This window comes from Halococcus sediminicola, assembly GCF_000755245.1.
In the GTDB taxonomy this organism is placed as follows: Archaea; Halobacteriota; Halobacteria; order Halobacteriales; family Halococcaceae; genus Halococcus; species Halococcus sediminicola.
The window spans coordinates 330,860-343,604 of record NZ_BBMP01000022.1 but is presented as its reverse complement, the minus strand read 5'-3'; the positions used below and the strand labels follow the sequence as shown (position 1 = coordinate 343,604).

Genomic DNA, 12,745 nt, shown 5'->3' with positions numbered 1-12,745 from the left:
CCATGCGCCAGTTCGTCGTTCTCGGTCACGAAGTGCCGCTCGCCGCCGATTTCTCGCTCGACGATCTCACGGGGGCGGGGCGACTGGACGTGCTCTGTCGCTGTGTGAACTCGGCGTTCTGTCTCTCACACGCGATCCGCGAGGAAGTCCGCGTCTGGCTCGTTCTGCAGGACGAGTTCACCGTGCGCTTCGAGGGATCCGAACTCAGAAACCTCAACCCCGACGAGCGCTCGACGGCCGCGCTGATTCGGGGCGCGCTCGACGAGAAGGACGGCGCGATCGGCCACATGGCCGCCGAAAGCTCGCCCGGCGTGTCGATCTCGCGGCGCGGGTTCGAGGGTGTGCTCGACGAACTCGATGGGACACTGCTCGAACTCCACGAGGAGGGCGAATCGGTCGTGGAGACCGAACCGCCCGCGGAGCCGGCGTTCGTGCTGTCGGATCATCGGGATTTCACTGAACGCGAGGCGGAGCTGCTGGCCGAGTGGGCCGACCGGCGCGTGCGCCTCGGTCCGGAACGGCTCCACGCCGACCACGCCATCACGGTCGCGCACAACTGGCTCGACACCGGTGGGTTCGTGCGCTACTGACGATTGCCGCGGCTGAAGGATATGTATGGCTCGGGTGAATCGGAGGGGTATGCACTATCTGGGCTGGGCGCTCGTCGCGCTCGTCGGCTACAGCATCTTCACCCCGTTGGCGTCGCTCGCGATGGACAACGCGCCGTCGAGCGTGGTCGCGATGGTCGCCAACGGCATCCTCCTCGTCTCGGCAGTCGGTCTCACGATCTACGAAAACGAGTCGGTGGCGACGTACTTCGCCGGCAGAACCGCTCTCTACATGGTCGGTGCGGGCGTGTTTCTTGCAGTCGGTATCCTCGCGTACTACCGCGCGCTCGCGACCGGCCCGGTGAGCGTCGTCACACCCGTCTACGGGATGTTCCTCGTCGGGAGTTCGCTGCTGAGCGTGCTCTTTCTCGACGATTCGCTGACGCTCCAGAAGGGAGCGGGCATCGCGCTCGCGGTCGTCGCGGTCTATCTCACCGCGACTGGGTAGAACGGAAGGGTTAACACGCCCGTGACCCTGACACCGAGTGCGGGCCGGTGGGGTAGCTTGGTATCCTTCGGCCTTCGGGTGGCCGTAACCGCGATTCGAATTCGCGCCGGCCCATTCATCCCACCATTTTGCACCTCGCGCAGCGACGCGCTTCTCTCAGGGGAAAATCTGGACCAAAGATAGCGCGTACTCCGTCCGACGCTCGCTCCGCTCGCCGTCAGTCCGTGTGCGCTACCCCGTGAGTTTTGCATATCCCCGCCCAACAGCGGCGCATGGGAGACGACCTGCTCATCTACGGCTCGTACGGCTACACGGGCGCGCTCATCACCGAAACCGCCGACGAAGCGGGACTGGAACCGACACTCGCCGGCCGGCGTGCCGAACCGGTCGAACGACAGGCGACCGACCGGGGGCTCGACCATCGCGTGTTTAGCCTCGACCATCCGTCGGTCGTCGCATCGCACATCGAGGAGTTCGACGCGGTGTTGAACTGTGCGGGACCCTTTTCGGCCACGGCCGACCCGCTCGTGACTGCGTCCATCGAGAGCGGGACGGACTACCTCGACATCACGGGCGAAATCGGTGCGTTCGAGGCCACCGCCGAGCGCGACCGCGACGCCGAGAAGGCCGGCGTGACGTTGCTGCCGGGCGTTGGCTTCGACGTGGTGCCCACGGACTGTCTCGCGGCGTATCTCCACACGCAACTTCCCGACGCCGAGCGGCTCAGCCTCGCCATCGATGGATTGGGAACCTTCTCGCCGGGTACTCTGAAGTCGGTCGTTGAGGGACTCTCGCACGGCGGTGCGGCGCGCATCGACGGCGCGATCGAGACCGTGCCGCCGGCGTGGAAGGTTCGGAAGATCGACCTCGGCGGCGGTGCGAGTACGGCAGTGACGATCCCGTGGGGCGACGTTGCGACGGCGTACTACACGACCGGCATTCCGAACGTCGAGACCTACGCGACGGTCCCGAAGTACGCCGCATCGGTGATGAAGAAGACGGGAGTTCTGACACCCCTACTCGGTACCGCGCCGGTCCAACGACTGCTGAACGGGGCCGTCGACGCGGCAGTCAGCGGCCCGACCGCCGACGAGCGCGCCCGGAGCACCACGCGGGTCTGGGGCGCAGTCGAGAACGGCGCGGGCGAGCGCGCCGCCGCTCGCCTCCAAACACCGGATACCTACGAGTTCACCGCACGAACCGCGACCGAAATCGCCCGGCGCGTACTCGACGGCGCGGTCGGGGCTGGCTTTCAGACGCCGGCCGCCGCGTTCGGTCCGGAGTTCGTGCTCGACTTCGACGGCGTCGAACGCGAGGACGTACCGGGTATCGAGCAATGACCATCCGTACGGGCGTCCATCGTCCAGATAGCTCGATTCGGTATCGCCGAATGGGATTTATCAGCGTGGGTGTGCCGTGAACGACTCGGCGACACCGTGGACCCACGGATGGGCACACCTCGATAGCGTCGTATTGCACTACGTGGAGGCCGGCGAGCCGGAAAACCCGCTCGTGGTGTTGTTGCACGGCTTTCCCGAGTTCTGGTACGCGTGGCGTCACCAAATCGAGGCGCTCGCGGCGGATTTTCACGTCGTCGCGCCGGATCTGAGGGGGTACAACCGCTCGGAGAAGCCACCTGGCGTGGATTCGTACCGTCTTGACCGGCTCACGGGCGACGTAACCGACCTCATCGACCACTTCGGGGCCGAGCGGGCGAGTGTGGTTGGCCACGACTGGGGCGGCGTCGTCGCGTGGGAGTTCGGCCACCGTCATCCCGAGCGCCTCGAACGGCTCGCTGTACTGAACGCACCCCATCCCGCGGCGCTCGAACGCGAACTGCGCTCGCCGGCACAGCTCGCCCGGTCGTGGTACGCGCTGTTCTTCCAACTTCCTCGGATTCCCGAAGCGGTTCTGGAACGAACCGATGGCTGGCTCGACTTGATATTGCGCATCGATCTGACGAACGCGGCGTTCGACGAGTCCGATATCGAACGGTACGAACGCGCCATCGCCCAGCCTGGAGCGCTCACGGCGGCGCTCAACTACTATCGGGCGTTCGGCCGCGCCCAACTGCGTCGGTGGTTCGGGCTGGCGGGATCGAACGGACGAGACCCGACGATCAAGGCCGAGACTCTGGTGATCTGGGGTGAACGGGATCGTGCGCTCGGGGTCGAACTTACCGAGGGCCTCGGCCGGTGGGTTTCCGACGTCCGCATCGAGCGCCTGCCAGAGGCGAGCCACTGGGTGCAAAACGACGTGCCCGAAAAGGTGAACGAGCTGTTAGGGGAGTTCCTCGCGTGAGCGACCCCGACCCGCTCGCCTGGGAGACGCTCGAATCGAACACGGCCTACTCCTGCCCGGGCTTCGAGGTCGTCCACGAGCGAGTGCGCCTGCCCGACGGCACCGAGACGGGGTTCGATTCGGTCGCCGATCCCGCCGCAGTCGTCGTGTTGGGGTTCACCCCCGAGGGGGAAGTCGTAGTCATCGAGGAGTGGCGACAGGCGGTCGAGCGGATGAGTCGCGGACTGCCGGCCGGCACCGTCGAACCCGGCGAGGAGGTCGAGCAGGCGGCGCGACGCGAGTTCGAGGAGGAGACGGGCTATATCGCCGCGGAAATGGAACTCCTCACGACCGTCGAACCGCTCAACGGCCTCGCGGATTCGGTCCATCACCACTTCGTCGCGCACGGCTGCCGGCCCACGGGCTCACGGGAACTGGACGACAACGAATCCATCCGGGTCGATACGGCCGAATACGACGATCTACTCGGTGCGCTCGCGAACGATGACCTCCGCGACGGGCGCAGCGCGCTCTGCCTGCTCTATCACGCCCGATTCGGCGCGGAAAGCGGAGTGCCTTAGACGCGCGCCGGCCGAATCTCCCCATGAACGACGTTTTCGAACTCCGCAGCGCCGACGCCGCCGGTCGCATCGGCGAACTTCGGGTGCCACAGTCCGACACGGTCGTCGAGACACCAGCCCTCATGCCCGTCGTCAACCCGAACCTCCAGACGATTTCGCCCGCACGGCTCGAAAACGAGTTCGGCGCGGAGATATGTATCACTAACGGCTATATCATTTCTCAGAGCGACTACCGCGAGGAAGCGCTCTCGAAGGGTCTCCACGACCTGCTCGACTTCTCCGGCGCGATCATGACCGACTCGGGCTCGTTCCAACTGGCCGAATACGGCGAGATCGACGTCACGAGCGCCGAAATCTTGGAGTTCCAGTATCAGATCGGCTCCGATATCGGTACGCCGGTCGACATCCCGACGCCGCCCGAGGCGGGCCGCGAGCGCGCCGCCGACGAACTCGCGACCACACAGGACCGACTCGAATCGATCCAGGACGTCGACACCGGCGCAATGCTCGTCAACGCCCCGGTACAGGGTGGCGTTCACACCGACCTGCGCGAGCGGGCCGCCCGCGACGCCCGCGCGACCGGGCTCGACATCCACCCGATCGGCGCGGTCGTCCCTCTGATGAACGCCTACGAATACGGGAAGATGGTCGACGTGATCGCGGCCGCGAAGCGCGGGCTGGGTGTGGCCTCTCCCGTCCACCTCTTTGGGGCGGGCCATCCGATGATGTTCGCGCTCGCGGTCGCACTCGGCTGCGACCTGTTCGATTCGGCGGCCTACGCGCTCTACGCCCGCGACGATCGTTATCTCACTGTCCGCGGCACCGAACGCCTCCCGGAACTCGACTATCTCCCCTGCGAGTGTCCGGTCTGCGTCGCACACACGCCCGACGAACTCCGCGCGATGCCCGACGACGAGCGCGAGACGCGCCTCGCCCAGCACAACCTCTACGTGAGCTTCGGCGAACTCCGGCGCATCAAGCAGGCCATCCGTCGGGGTGACCTGCTCGAACTCGTCGAGGCGCGCGCCCGCGGCCATCCGGCGATGCTCGACGGTTATCGCGCGCTGCTCGATCACGCCGACCAGTTGGAAAAGGAGGATCCGGCCTCGAAAGACGCCTTCTTCTACCTCTCGGCCGAGAGCGCCCGCCGGCCGGAGGTCCGCCGTCATCACGAGCGCCTCGCACGGCTCTCGGTCGACGGCGAGATTCTGCTGACCGAGGGCGACACCAACGCCGCATACGACGAATCCTGGCGCGTCGTTCCGCCCTTTGGCCCGCTCCCACGTGCGCTCTCGGAGACCTACCCGCTCACCGCCGAGGTACCCGACAGGATGGACGAGCAGGCTTACGAGCAGGCGGCCGAGGGCGTTCGCCGACTGGTCGAGACGAACTCCGATGGGGAGTTCACGCTCGCTCATCGCGGCTGGCCCGAGAGTGCGCTCGCGCGAGTGCCGAGTGCGGTTCACATCGAGCGCCTCGACGCCGTGGATCGGCAGTGAGGGCGCTGGCGAAGAGAGGGAAACACGAGCGACGAACGTCCCGTGCGTGCCGAGATACCTACGCGTCCTGAACGAGGTCGCGCGTCTCGGAGCGCGAGAGGGACATGGCGTGTTTCGTCTCGGCGTGTCGTTGGACGACGTCGACGACCTCGTCCTCGTCGTCGGAGCGCACGTGAAACGCACAGTCTCCGGTTACCTCGCCACAGATCACTTCTTTCGTCATGGTGAACGCCGTATCGACTACGTCATGGGTAGTGATAACGTTTCGCTCGGGTGTCGGGTGCTACACGAACCGATGGACGAATACGACGAGCACGACGAACTCCGGTCATGACCGACCACTTCGAAATCCACGAGCGCGACGGGCCGGCGCGCATCGGCGAACTCCGACTCGCGGAACCGCTCACGACGCCCGCACTCGTCGGCGACAGCATCACCGATGCGGGCAGTCTCTGGCCCGAAGCGCGCGAACCGCCTGCCGGCGATCCCGACGCGCTCACCGTCCTTCCACATCGGGCGCTGCCGGCCGGCACCCCCGACGAAGTCGAGGATGCATTTGCCGTTTCGCCACCCGCCATCGACGGTCCGAGTGCGGCCGTGATTTCCTCCGGAACGGCCACCGAATACGGCAGCGACGCCTACGTCCTCTCGAATTCACAGGGGCTGGTCGGCCACGGCCGCGCGTTCGTCGAGGGCATCGTCGACGTGAAAGACGCGATCCCCGGCGACGCGGCGCTCTATCTGCCGGGCGTGGCGACGCCGGCGAACGTCGCCCTGCTCGCGTACGCGGGCGTCGACCTGTTCGACGCTGATCGTGCGGTCGTGAAGGGCACACAAGGAAAATATCTCACGAGCGACGGCGAGCACTTTCTCGCCGGCCTCGACGAACTGCCCTGTGCGTGTCCGGCCTGCCAACAGAATGTGGAAGAATTCGACCGCGAGGACTGTGCGGCCCACAACGAGAACGCGCTCGCCGCCCAACTCCGCATCGCCCGCGAGCGCATCCGCCGGGGGCGGTTGCGGGACTATCTCGAAGGACAGGTCCGCCACGAGGCGTGGCTCACCGCCGCCCTCCGACGGTTCGACCAGCAGTATTCGTATCTCGAAGCGCACGCACCGGTCTTCCGTCGCAACGAGTTGCTCGCCGCCAGCGAGGAGAGCCTTCGACGAGTGGAGATCCAGCGCTTCGCCGAACGCGTCACGACCCGTTATCGCAGTCGATTCTCCAATCCGCTCGTGCTCGTGCCCTGCTCGGCGACGAAACCCTACAGCGAATCCCAGAGCCACGGTCAGTTCCACGACGCGATACAGTTCCGGGCGCACACCGTGTCGATGACCTCGCCCATCGGCGTCGTGCCCCAGGAGCTCGAATGTACATACCCGGCCCAGCACTACGATTCGGTGGTCACGGGCGAATGGACCGCCGGCGAGGTCGAGTTCGTTGCGAACGTGCTGGAAGCCTACCTCGCGCGCAACCAGTACTCCCGAGTCATCGCCCACGTGCCAGACGACTACCGACAGATCACCGAGCGCGTCGAGGATTCCCTCGACATCGACTTCGAGTACACCGTCGAGAATCACCCCACGACGGGCGACTCCCTGTCGAACCTCGCGGGTGCGCTGGAAGGAGAACTCAAATACTCGAAACGCGAGCGCGAGCACAACACCGTCCGGGCGATCGCCGACTACCAGTTCGGCCCCGCTGCCGGCGACGACCTATTCGAGGATATCTCGACGAAGGGGCGCTATCCGAAGCTAAGAGTCCACGGCGACGATCATCTCGCCACGATGGTGCCCCAGTACGGAACGCTCGCACTCACGCTCGCGGGCGCACACCGCTGGGTCGCGAGCGACGCACCGACCAAGACCGTCGAGATCGACGAGTTCGTCCCCCACGGAAGCGTGCTCGCGCCGGGAATCGTCGATGCGAGTGAGGAGATTCGAGTCGGCGATGAGGTCGTCGTCAGGGGGCCGAAGGCGTTCGCGGTCGGGCGCGCGACGACGCACGGGCGTGCGATGGTCGAAAGTTCCCGGGGGATGGCCGTCGACGTGCGCCACGTCGAGGAGCGGTAGGCGACGAGAACGACGAGATCACGAAACGGGCAGCGGACGGTGGGGTTTTGGCGCTCGGCACGGTACCCCATCCAATGAGTCAGCCGAGCCCCGAAGTCTACGAGACGGGGAAGGGCATGGACGCCCACAACGCCGCGATGCGCGAGATTCGCGCGCGCAACGACCGAACCTACGACCCGCACGAACCGACCCGGGTGTGGGTCGACGAGGACAACACGCCCGATGGCGTACGAGATAGTCTGACCATCATCCTGAACACTGGCGGCTGTCGCTGGGCGCGCGCCGGTGGCTGTACGATGTGTGGCTACGTCGCCGAGTCGGTCGAGGGCGGGACGGTCCCTCACGACGCGCTCGTGGACCAACTCGACGCCTGTCTCGACCACGAACGCGAAAACAGCGACGAGCCGTGTCCGCTGATCAAGATCTACACTTCTGGGAGCTTCCTCGACGAACGCGAAGTGCCCGCCGAAAGCCGCCGAGCGATCGCCGAGACCTTCGGCGACCGCGAGCGCATCGTCGTCGAATCCTTACCCGATTTCGTCGAGCACGACCGCCTCGCCGACTTCACCGAACAGGGGCTCGCGGTCGACGTGGCGGTCGGACTGGAGACCGCCACCGACAGGGTGCGCCACGACTGCGTGAACAAGTATTTCGATTTTGCCGATTTCGTCACGGCGAGCGAGCAGGCCCAAGATGCGGGCGCGGGTATCAAAGCGTATCTCCTGATGAAACCCCCCTTCCTCAGCGAATCGGAGGCCGTCGCGGACATGCAATCGTCCGTCCGGCGCTGTGCGGAGTACGCCCACACCGTGTCGATGAACCCATGCAATGTCCAGCGCCACACGATGGTCGAGGAACTGTATCACGACGGTGGCTATCGCCCGCCGTGGCTCTGGTCGGTGGCTGAAGTTCTAGAATCGACCGCCGACGCCGACGCGCTCGTGATCTCCGATCCTGTTGGCCACGGCTCCGATAGAGGTCCGCACAACTGCGGGGAGTGTGACGACCACGTTCAAACCGCGATCAAGGACTTCGATCTCCGACAGGACCCGTCCGTGTTTTCGCAAGTCTCCTGTGGGTGCGAACGGACGTGGGAGACGGTAATGGAGCGCGAGAAGAGTTACGGGATGCCGTTGGCGCGATAGAACTTTTCAGTCGATCGTTCTCGCCTGCTGTTCGACCGATAGCGGCCGATCCATCAGTTCGGAATCATTCGCCGGCGTCGATGGCGGCTCCACACTCGGGACAGGTATCGTCGGCGATCGACACCTGCAGGTCACAGTTCGGACAGATCGCGAGGTAACACGCGCGCTCACCCATGTAAAGCAGTATCATCGCCACGGACAAAAACCCACGGTCGCCCGACTTCACTCGGCGAACCCGCGCAGGATTCCCCGTCCATCCGTGCCACCGAGTTCCGGCAGCGTCGCGCGCTCTGGATGGGGCATCAACACGGCGACGTTCCCGTGCTCGCCGCAGAGACCCGCCACCGCGCCCGTCGAGCCGTTGGGGTTCGCCGCCGTCGTCAGATTTCCATCCGCGTCGCAGTAGCGAAAGAGGATGCGGTTCTCGTCGTCGAGTGCGGCGAGTTTCGCCTCGTCGATCTCGAAGCGTCCCTCGCCGTGGGCGATGGGCAGCGAGATGACCTCGCCCGCCGCGAAGGCGCGCGTCCACGGTGTCTCGGCGTTCTCCACACGAAGATGGACGTGCTCGCATTGGAAGCGTGCGCTCGCGTTCGTGGTGAAGGCTCCTACCGTGAGCCCCGCCTCGCAGCCGACCTGCGCGCCGTTACAGATGCCGAGCACCGGAACCCCCTCGCGCGCGGCGTCGCGGACCGCCTCGACGATGGGTGCGCGCCCGGCCATCGCGCCCGCGCGGAGGTAATCGCCGTAGGAGAATCCACCGGGGAGGACGATGCCCGAGGGATCGTCGGGGAGTCCGTCCTCGTGCCAGACGCGCTCGGCTTCGACACCCACCGCGTCGAGCGCGCGCACGGCGTCGCGGTCGCAGTTCGAGCCGCCGAACTGGATCACTGAAACCGTCATCTGTTCTCGATTGCTACGGAGTAGTCGTGGATCGTGGGATTCGCAAGCAGGCGTTCAGCCATCTCGTCGGCGCGCTCTTCGGCGGTGGCCTCGCTTTCGGCGTCGAGGTCGATCTCGAAGCGGTCGGCCGCGCGCAGTTCGCCGAGTTCGAAGCCGAGCCGTTCGAGTGCCTGTCGGGTGGTCTCGGCCTCGGGGTCGAGCACGCCCCGCTTCAGTCGCACGGTGACGACGGCGGTGTAAGCGGTCATGGATACTGACTCGTCCGGGCGGGCGAAAGCGCTTCGAAACTACTCCAGTGCACCTGCTGCTGCGACCGCGCTATTGAGGTCGGGTGCGTCGAACAGTTCCCGACCGAGGTAGGCGTTCGCGCCGGCGGTGTAGAGGTCGCTCGCCGTAGCGATGACGTCTTGGGCGAGCGGTTCGGGGTCGGGTTCACAGAGTGCCCGCCAGTCGGTTTTGCCACCCTCGGCGGCCTCGCCTTTCGCCTCGCCCACGGCCGCGACCCACTCGGATTGGGTGCGTTTGTGATACTGCCTGAGCACCTCCTTCGAGAGTTCGTGCCCGTCGTACGAAAACCGGTTCTCGTCGAACGTTCCCACGACGTCCGCGACGCGCACCTCGCCGTCGTGATAGAGGCACTCGATCTTGCCGTCCTCGTGGGTCAGCCCCACTTCCTCGGCGCGCTCGGTCACGACGCGATTCACCTCGCGGGCGAGGGTTGCGAGTTCGTCGAGCGTCGCCCGGCCGGCGATCGCGTCGGCTTCCTTGCGGGTGAGATAGCGGTCCTGTTCCTCGAACTTCGTCGAGAACTCGACGACCGGTTCCGACAGTTCCACCGACTCGTCGGGCCACTCGGCGGCGTCGAGACTCACCGCCTCGGGGTCGCGCCGCGAGCGCAGACTCGACCCCTCCGGAACCGAGTTCCGGAAGACGATTTCGAGCGGAATCAGGTAGTTGTCGCCCGCGTCGACGTGGAAGGCTCCGTAGTCGTAGGCTCCATCCTCGACCGGGAGGTCTGGCACCTGCGCGAGATCGATGGCCATCTCACGCGGCGCGTCGTCCGCGTCTTCGAGGTCGGTCACCGAGCCGTCGGCGACGACACCTCGATAGTGTGTCGGGATCCCCTCGGCTTCGAGCAGCGAGAAGTTGTGTGCGCCCATCGCACAGAGACTCCGGCCCTTCTCGGGGATGGCGTCGGGCATGCGCCCCCAATCGAAGATCGAGTAGGCGTCGGTGAAGACGAACCGTCCGCGACCGAGCTCGTCGGGCGTGGCCGCCCGCTCGACACGGAACTCCTTGACGCTGGTCATGGGAGGGGGTCGGCGGCGGCGAACTAAGCGGTTGTCATCGCGCGAGCAAACATATAGGTCGCTCCGTCACCAAGCGTGTGGCCAGAACCTCCCACATGACCGAATCCATCTGTGCGAAGTGTGAGTCGCGTGGCGAGTCTCAGTGGCGCATCCGACTCGAAGACGACTCCGCGGACGGCGACCAGTCGTCCTACCGGCTCTGTCGTGGCTGCTGGAACGAACTGAGCGCTCGCTTCGAGGGGGGCGACCGATGAGCGAGAACCCGGAGCCACCCGGCGAGACGCCCGAGACGACCCCGGCCGGGACGGACTGTGCGCTCTGTGGAACGGACCTCAGCCCGCGCGAGTACCCGAACTGCCGGGCCGTCCTCATCGACGAGAGCGGTCCCGGCGAGGAGACCGAGACGATACGGATGGTCTGTCCGGACTGCTTTGCGGACCTCGACGGCGAACTCTCCGAGCCCTCGCCGTCGGGCCAGTCCGCCTGACGACCACCGTGGGATTTTAACGCACTCGCCGCGCCTCTCACTCATGCAGCGCTCGCGCGGGGAGTTCGGCTTCGAGTACGTTCCCGAGACTGACCAGTCCTTCGAGAACGCTCTCCGGAAGGCACAGGGGAGAGAGCGCCTCGCGGTCGCCGACGGCATCGAACTCATCACCACTGGTACAGGAAGTTCGGGAATCGACCCCGAGCGTAAAGAGCGGGTGCTCGAAGCCGCCGACCGCCGCCGGGCGGAGGTAGTTGGCGAGCGCGTCACCTTCGTCGCGAACCTCAACAACAACGTCACGACCGCCTGCAATACTGGCTGTCTGTTCTGCAACTTCAAGGACAGCTCACACCGGTTTCAATCGGACAGCGAGGAGAGTCATGGTGGCTTCACCAAGACGCCCGCCGAATCACGGGAGATCGTCGAGCAGGCAGCGAAACGCGGCATCTACGAGGTCACCTCCGTTTCGGGGCTGCATCCCGCGTTCGCGCTCGACGACGACCACCACGAGATCCTCGCGGGCTACGACGACGCCCCCAAAACGGTGAACTACCGTCCGCCGGCGGCCTACGACACCGACCCCGGCACCTATCTCGAACAGATGGACGCGATGAGCACGAGTGGAGTGCACCTCCACTCGATGACGCCCGAGGAGGCCTATCACGCCCGTCGCGGCACCGACTGGAGCTACGAGGAAGTCTATGGCCGACTGAAAGCGGCGGGGCTGGATTCGGTGCCCGGAACGGCGGCCGAAATTCTCGTCGACGAGGTGCGCGACGTCATCTGTCCGGGCAAGATCGATACTGATGGGTGGCTGACGGCGATGGAGGCCGCCGCCAGCGTGGGTCTCGACATGACCGCGACGATCATGTACGGCCACGTCGAGAACGCCGCTCATCGGGTGAGACACCTCCAGCGGGTGCGCGAGTTGCAGGACCGAACTGGAAACATCACCGAGTTCGTTCCCCTCTCCTTTATCCATCCGAACACGCCGCTGGCCGAGCGCGGCATCGTCGAGTCCGGAGCCACCGACGACGAGGACGAACTGATGATCGCGGTCTCCAGACTCTTTCTCGACAACATCGACAACATCCAGTCGAGCTGGGTGAAATACGGCGACCAGCAGGGCCTCAAGATGCTTTCGTGTGGCGCGAACGACTTCATGGGCACTATCCTCTCGGAGGAAATCACCAAGCGCGCGGGCGGCGAGTTCGGCGAGTACCGGAGTTTCGCCGAGTACGTCGAGATGATTGCGGCCATCGGACGGACGCCCGCCGAGCGCTCGACGGACTACCGGCGGATTCGGGACATCGACCCGGCGAACCCGACCGGACCACAGCTCGGGCCGCAGGCCGACGGGACGCCGCTGTTCGACGATGGGTCGAAAAACCGTACGCACGCCGACAACTGAGCG

The 12,745-nt window shown here is 65.8% G+C and carries 15 protein-coding genes and 1 tRNA gene; 12 read left to right on the top strand and 4 right to left on the bottom strand.

Going from position 1 to position 12,745, the window contains the following annotated elements; genetic code table 11:
* Positions 1 to 2 precede the first annotated feature (2 nt).
* The 7 genes from trmY to tgtA all read left to right on the top strand — a co-directional run bounded on the left by trmY (position 3) and on the right by tgtA (position 5,416).
* Positions 3 to 590 carry a tRNA (pseudouridine(54)-N(1))-methyltransferase TrmY gene (gene trmY, locus ACP97_RS10905; protein ID WP_049997842.1) on the top strand — a complete coding sequence of 196 codons (588 nt, stop codon included), beginning with the start codon at positions 3 to 5 and terminating at the stop codon, positions 588 to 590.
* Positions 591 to 639: 49 nt separating this feature from the next.
* Positions 640 to 1,056 (top strand): EamA family transporter, encoded by a 417-nt coding sequence (locus ACP97_RS10900; protein WP_154019997.1) that lies wholly within the window; start codon positions 640 to 642, stop codon positions 1,054 to 1,056.
* Between the two features lie 41 nt (positions 1,057 to 1,097).
* Positions 1,098 to 1,170, top strand: a tRNA-Pro gene (locus ACP97_RS10895).
* A 158-nt stretch (positions 1,171 to 1,328) separates the two neighbouring features.
* Positions 1,329 to 2,396 carry a saccharopine dehydrogenase family protein gene (locus ACP97_RS10890; RefSeq protein ID WP_049997840.1) on the top strand — a complete coding sequence of 356 codons (1,068 nt, stop codon included), beginning with the start codon at positions 1,329 to 1,331 and terminating at the stop codon, positions 2,394 to 2,396.
* 76 nt (positions 2,397 to 2,472) lie between these two features.
* Positions 2,473 to 3,357, top strand: a complete 885-nt coding sequence (locus ACP97_RS10885) for an alpha/beta fold hydrolase (RefSeq protein ID WP_079977618.1) — start codon at positions 2,473 to 2,475, stop codon at positions 3,355 to 3,357.
* A complete protein-coding gene (locus ACP97_RS10880; protein ID WP_049997838.1) occupies positions 3,354 to 3,917 on the top strand; it encodes an NUDIX hydrolase in 564 nt (187 codons plus the stop codon). Before ACP97_RS10885 ends, ACP97_RS10880 begins: the two co-directional genes overlap by 4 nt.
* 23 nt (positions 3,918 to 3,940) lie before the next feature.
* On the top strand, positions 3,941 to 5,416 hold the full coding sequence (gene tgtA, locus ACP97_RS10875; protein WP_049997837.1) for a tRNA guanosine(15) transglycosylase TgtA: 1,476 nt from the start codon (positions 3,941 to 3,943) through the stop codon (positions 5,414 to 5,416).
* Positions 5,417 to 5,474: 58 nt separating this feature from the next.
* On the opposite strand, the gene ACP97_RS19090 is transcribed toward tgtA, so the two are convergent.
* A complete protein-coding gene (locus ACP97_RS19090; protein WP_079977617.1) occupies positions 5,475 to 5,639 on the bottom strand; it encodes a DUF1059 domain-containing protein in 165 nt (54 codons plus the stop codon).
* A 107-nt stretch (positions 5,640 to 5,746) separates the two neighbouring features.
* Here ACP97_RS19090 and arcS point away from each other — a divergent pair, with 107 nt between their 5' ends.
* Both arcS and ACP97_RS10865 read left to right on the top strand, forming a co-directional pair.
* Complete coding sequence (gene arcS, locus ACP97_RS10870) at positions 5,747 to 7,489, top strand: archaeosine synthase subunit alpha (RefSeq protein WP_049997836.1); 1,743 nt, start codon at positions 5,747 to 5,749, stop codon at positions 7,487 to 7,489.
* A gap of 74 nt (positions 7,490 to 7,563) precedes the next feature.
* A complete protein-coding gene (locus tag ACP97_RS10865; protein ID WP_049997835.1) occupies positions 7,564 to 8,634 on the top strand; it encodes an archaeosine biosynthesis radical SAM protein RaSEA in 1,071 nt (356 codons plus the stop codon).
* Positions 8,635 to 8,856: 222 nt separating this feature from the next.
* Here the strand turns inward: ACP97_RS10865 and purQ are convergent, their stop codons facing one another.
* From purQ to ACP97_RS10850, 3 genes are read right to left on the bottom strand one after another with little or no spacing between them, the layout of a single operon-like run.
* Positions 8,857 to 9,534, bottom strand: a complete 678-nt coding sequence (gene purQ, locus ACP97_RS10860; RefSeq protein ID WP_049997834.1) for a phosphoribosylformylglycinamidine synthase I — start codon at positions 9,532 to 9,534, stop codon at positions 8,857 to 8,859.
* Positions 9,531 to 9,782 carry a phosphoribosylformylglycinamidine synthase subunit PurS gene (gene purS / locus ACP97_RS10855; RefSeq protein WP_049997833.1) on the bottom strand — a complete coding sequence of 84 codons (252 nt, stop codon included), beginning with the start codon at positions 9,780 to 9,782 and terminating at the stop codon, positions 9,531 to 9,533. The genes purQ and purS overlap by 4 nt, the downstream gene beginning before the upstream one ends.
* Positions 9,783 to 9,821: 39 nt before the next feature.
* On the bottom strand, positions 9,822 to 10,844 hold the full coding sequence (locus tag ACP97_RS10850) for a phosphoribosylaminoimidazolesuccinocarboxamide synthase (protein WP_049997832.1): 1,023 nt from the start codon (positions 10,842 to 10,844) through the stop codon (positions 9,822 to 9,824).
* A gap of 77 nt (positions 10,845 to 10,921) precedes the next feature.
* On the opposite strand from ACP97_RS10850, the gene ACP97_RS19920 reads away from it, so the two are divergent.
* The 3 genes from ACP97_RS19920 to cofH are packed head-to-tail and all read left to right on the top strand — an operon-like array spanning position 10,922 to position 12,742.
* Positions 10,922 to 11,098, top strand: a complete 177-nt coding sequence (locus tag ACP97_RS19920) for a hypothetical protein (protein ID WP_154019996.1) — start codon at positions 10,922 to 10,924, stop codon at positions 11,096 to 11,098.
* Positions 11,095 to 11,331, top strand: a complete 237-nt coding sequence (locus tag ACP97_RS10845) for a hypothetical protein (RefSeq protein WP_049997831.1) — start codon at positions 11,095 to 11,097, stop codon at positions 11,329 to 11,331. The genes ACP97_RS19920 and ACP97_RS10845 overlap by 4 nt, the downstream gene beginning before the upstream one ends.
* Positions 11,332 to 11,374: 43 nt before the next feature.
* Positions 11,375 to 12,742 carry a 7,8-didemethyl-8-hydroxy-5-deazariboflavin synthase subunit CofH gene (gene cofH, locus ACP97_RS10840; protein ID WP_049997830.1) on the top strand — a complete coding sequence of 456 codons (1,368 nt, stop codon included), beginning with the start codon at positions 11,375 to 11,377 and terminating at the stop codon, positions 12,740 to 12,742.
* Positions 12,743 to 12,745 lie beyond the last annotated feature (3 nt).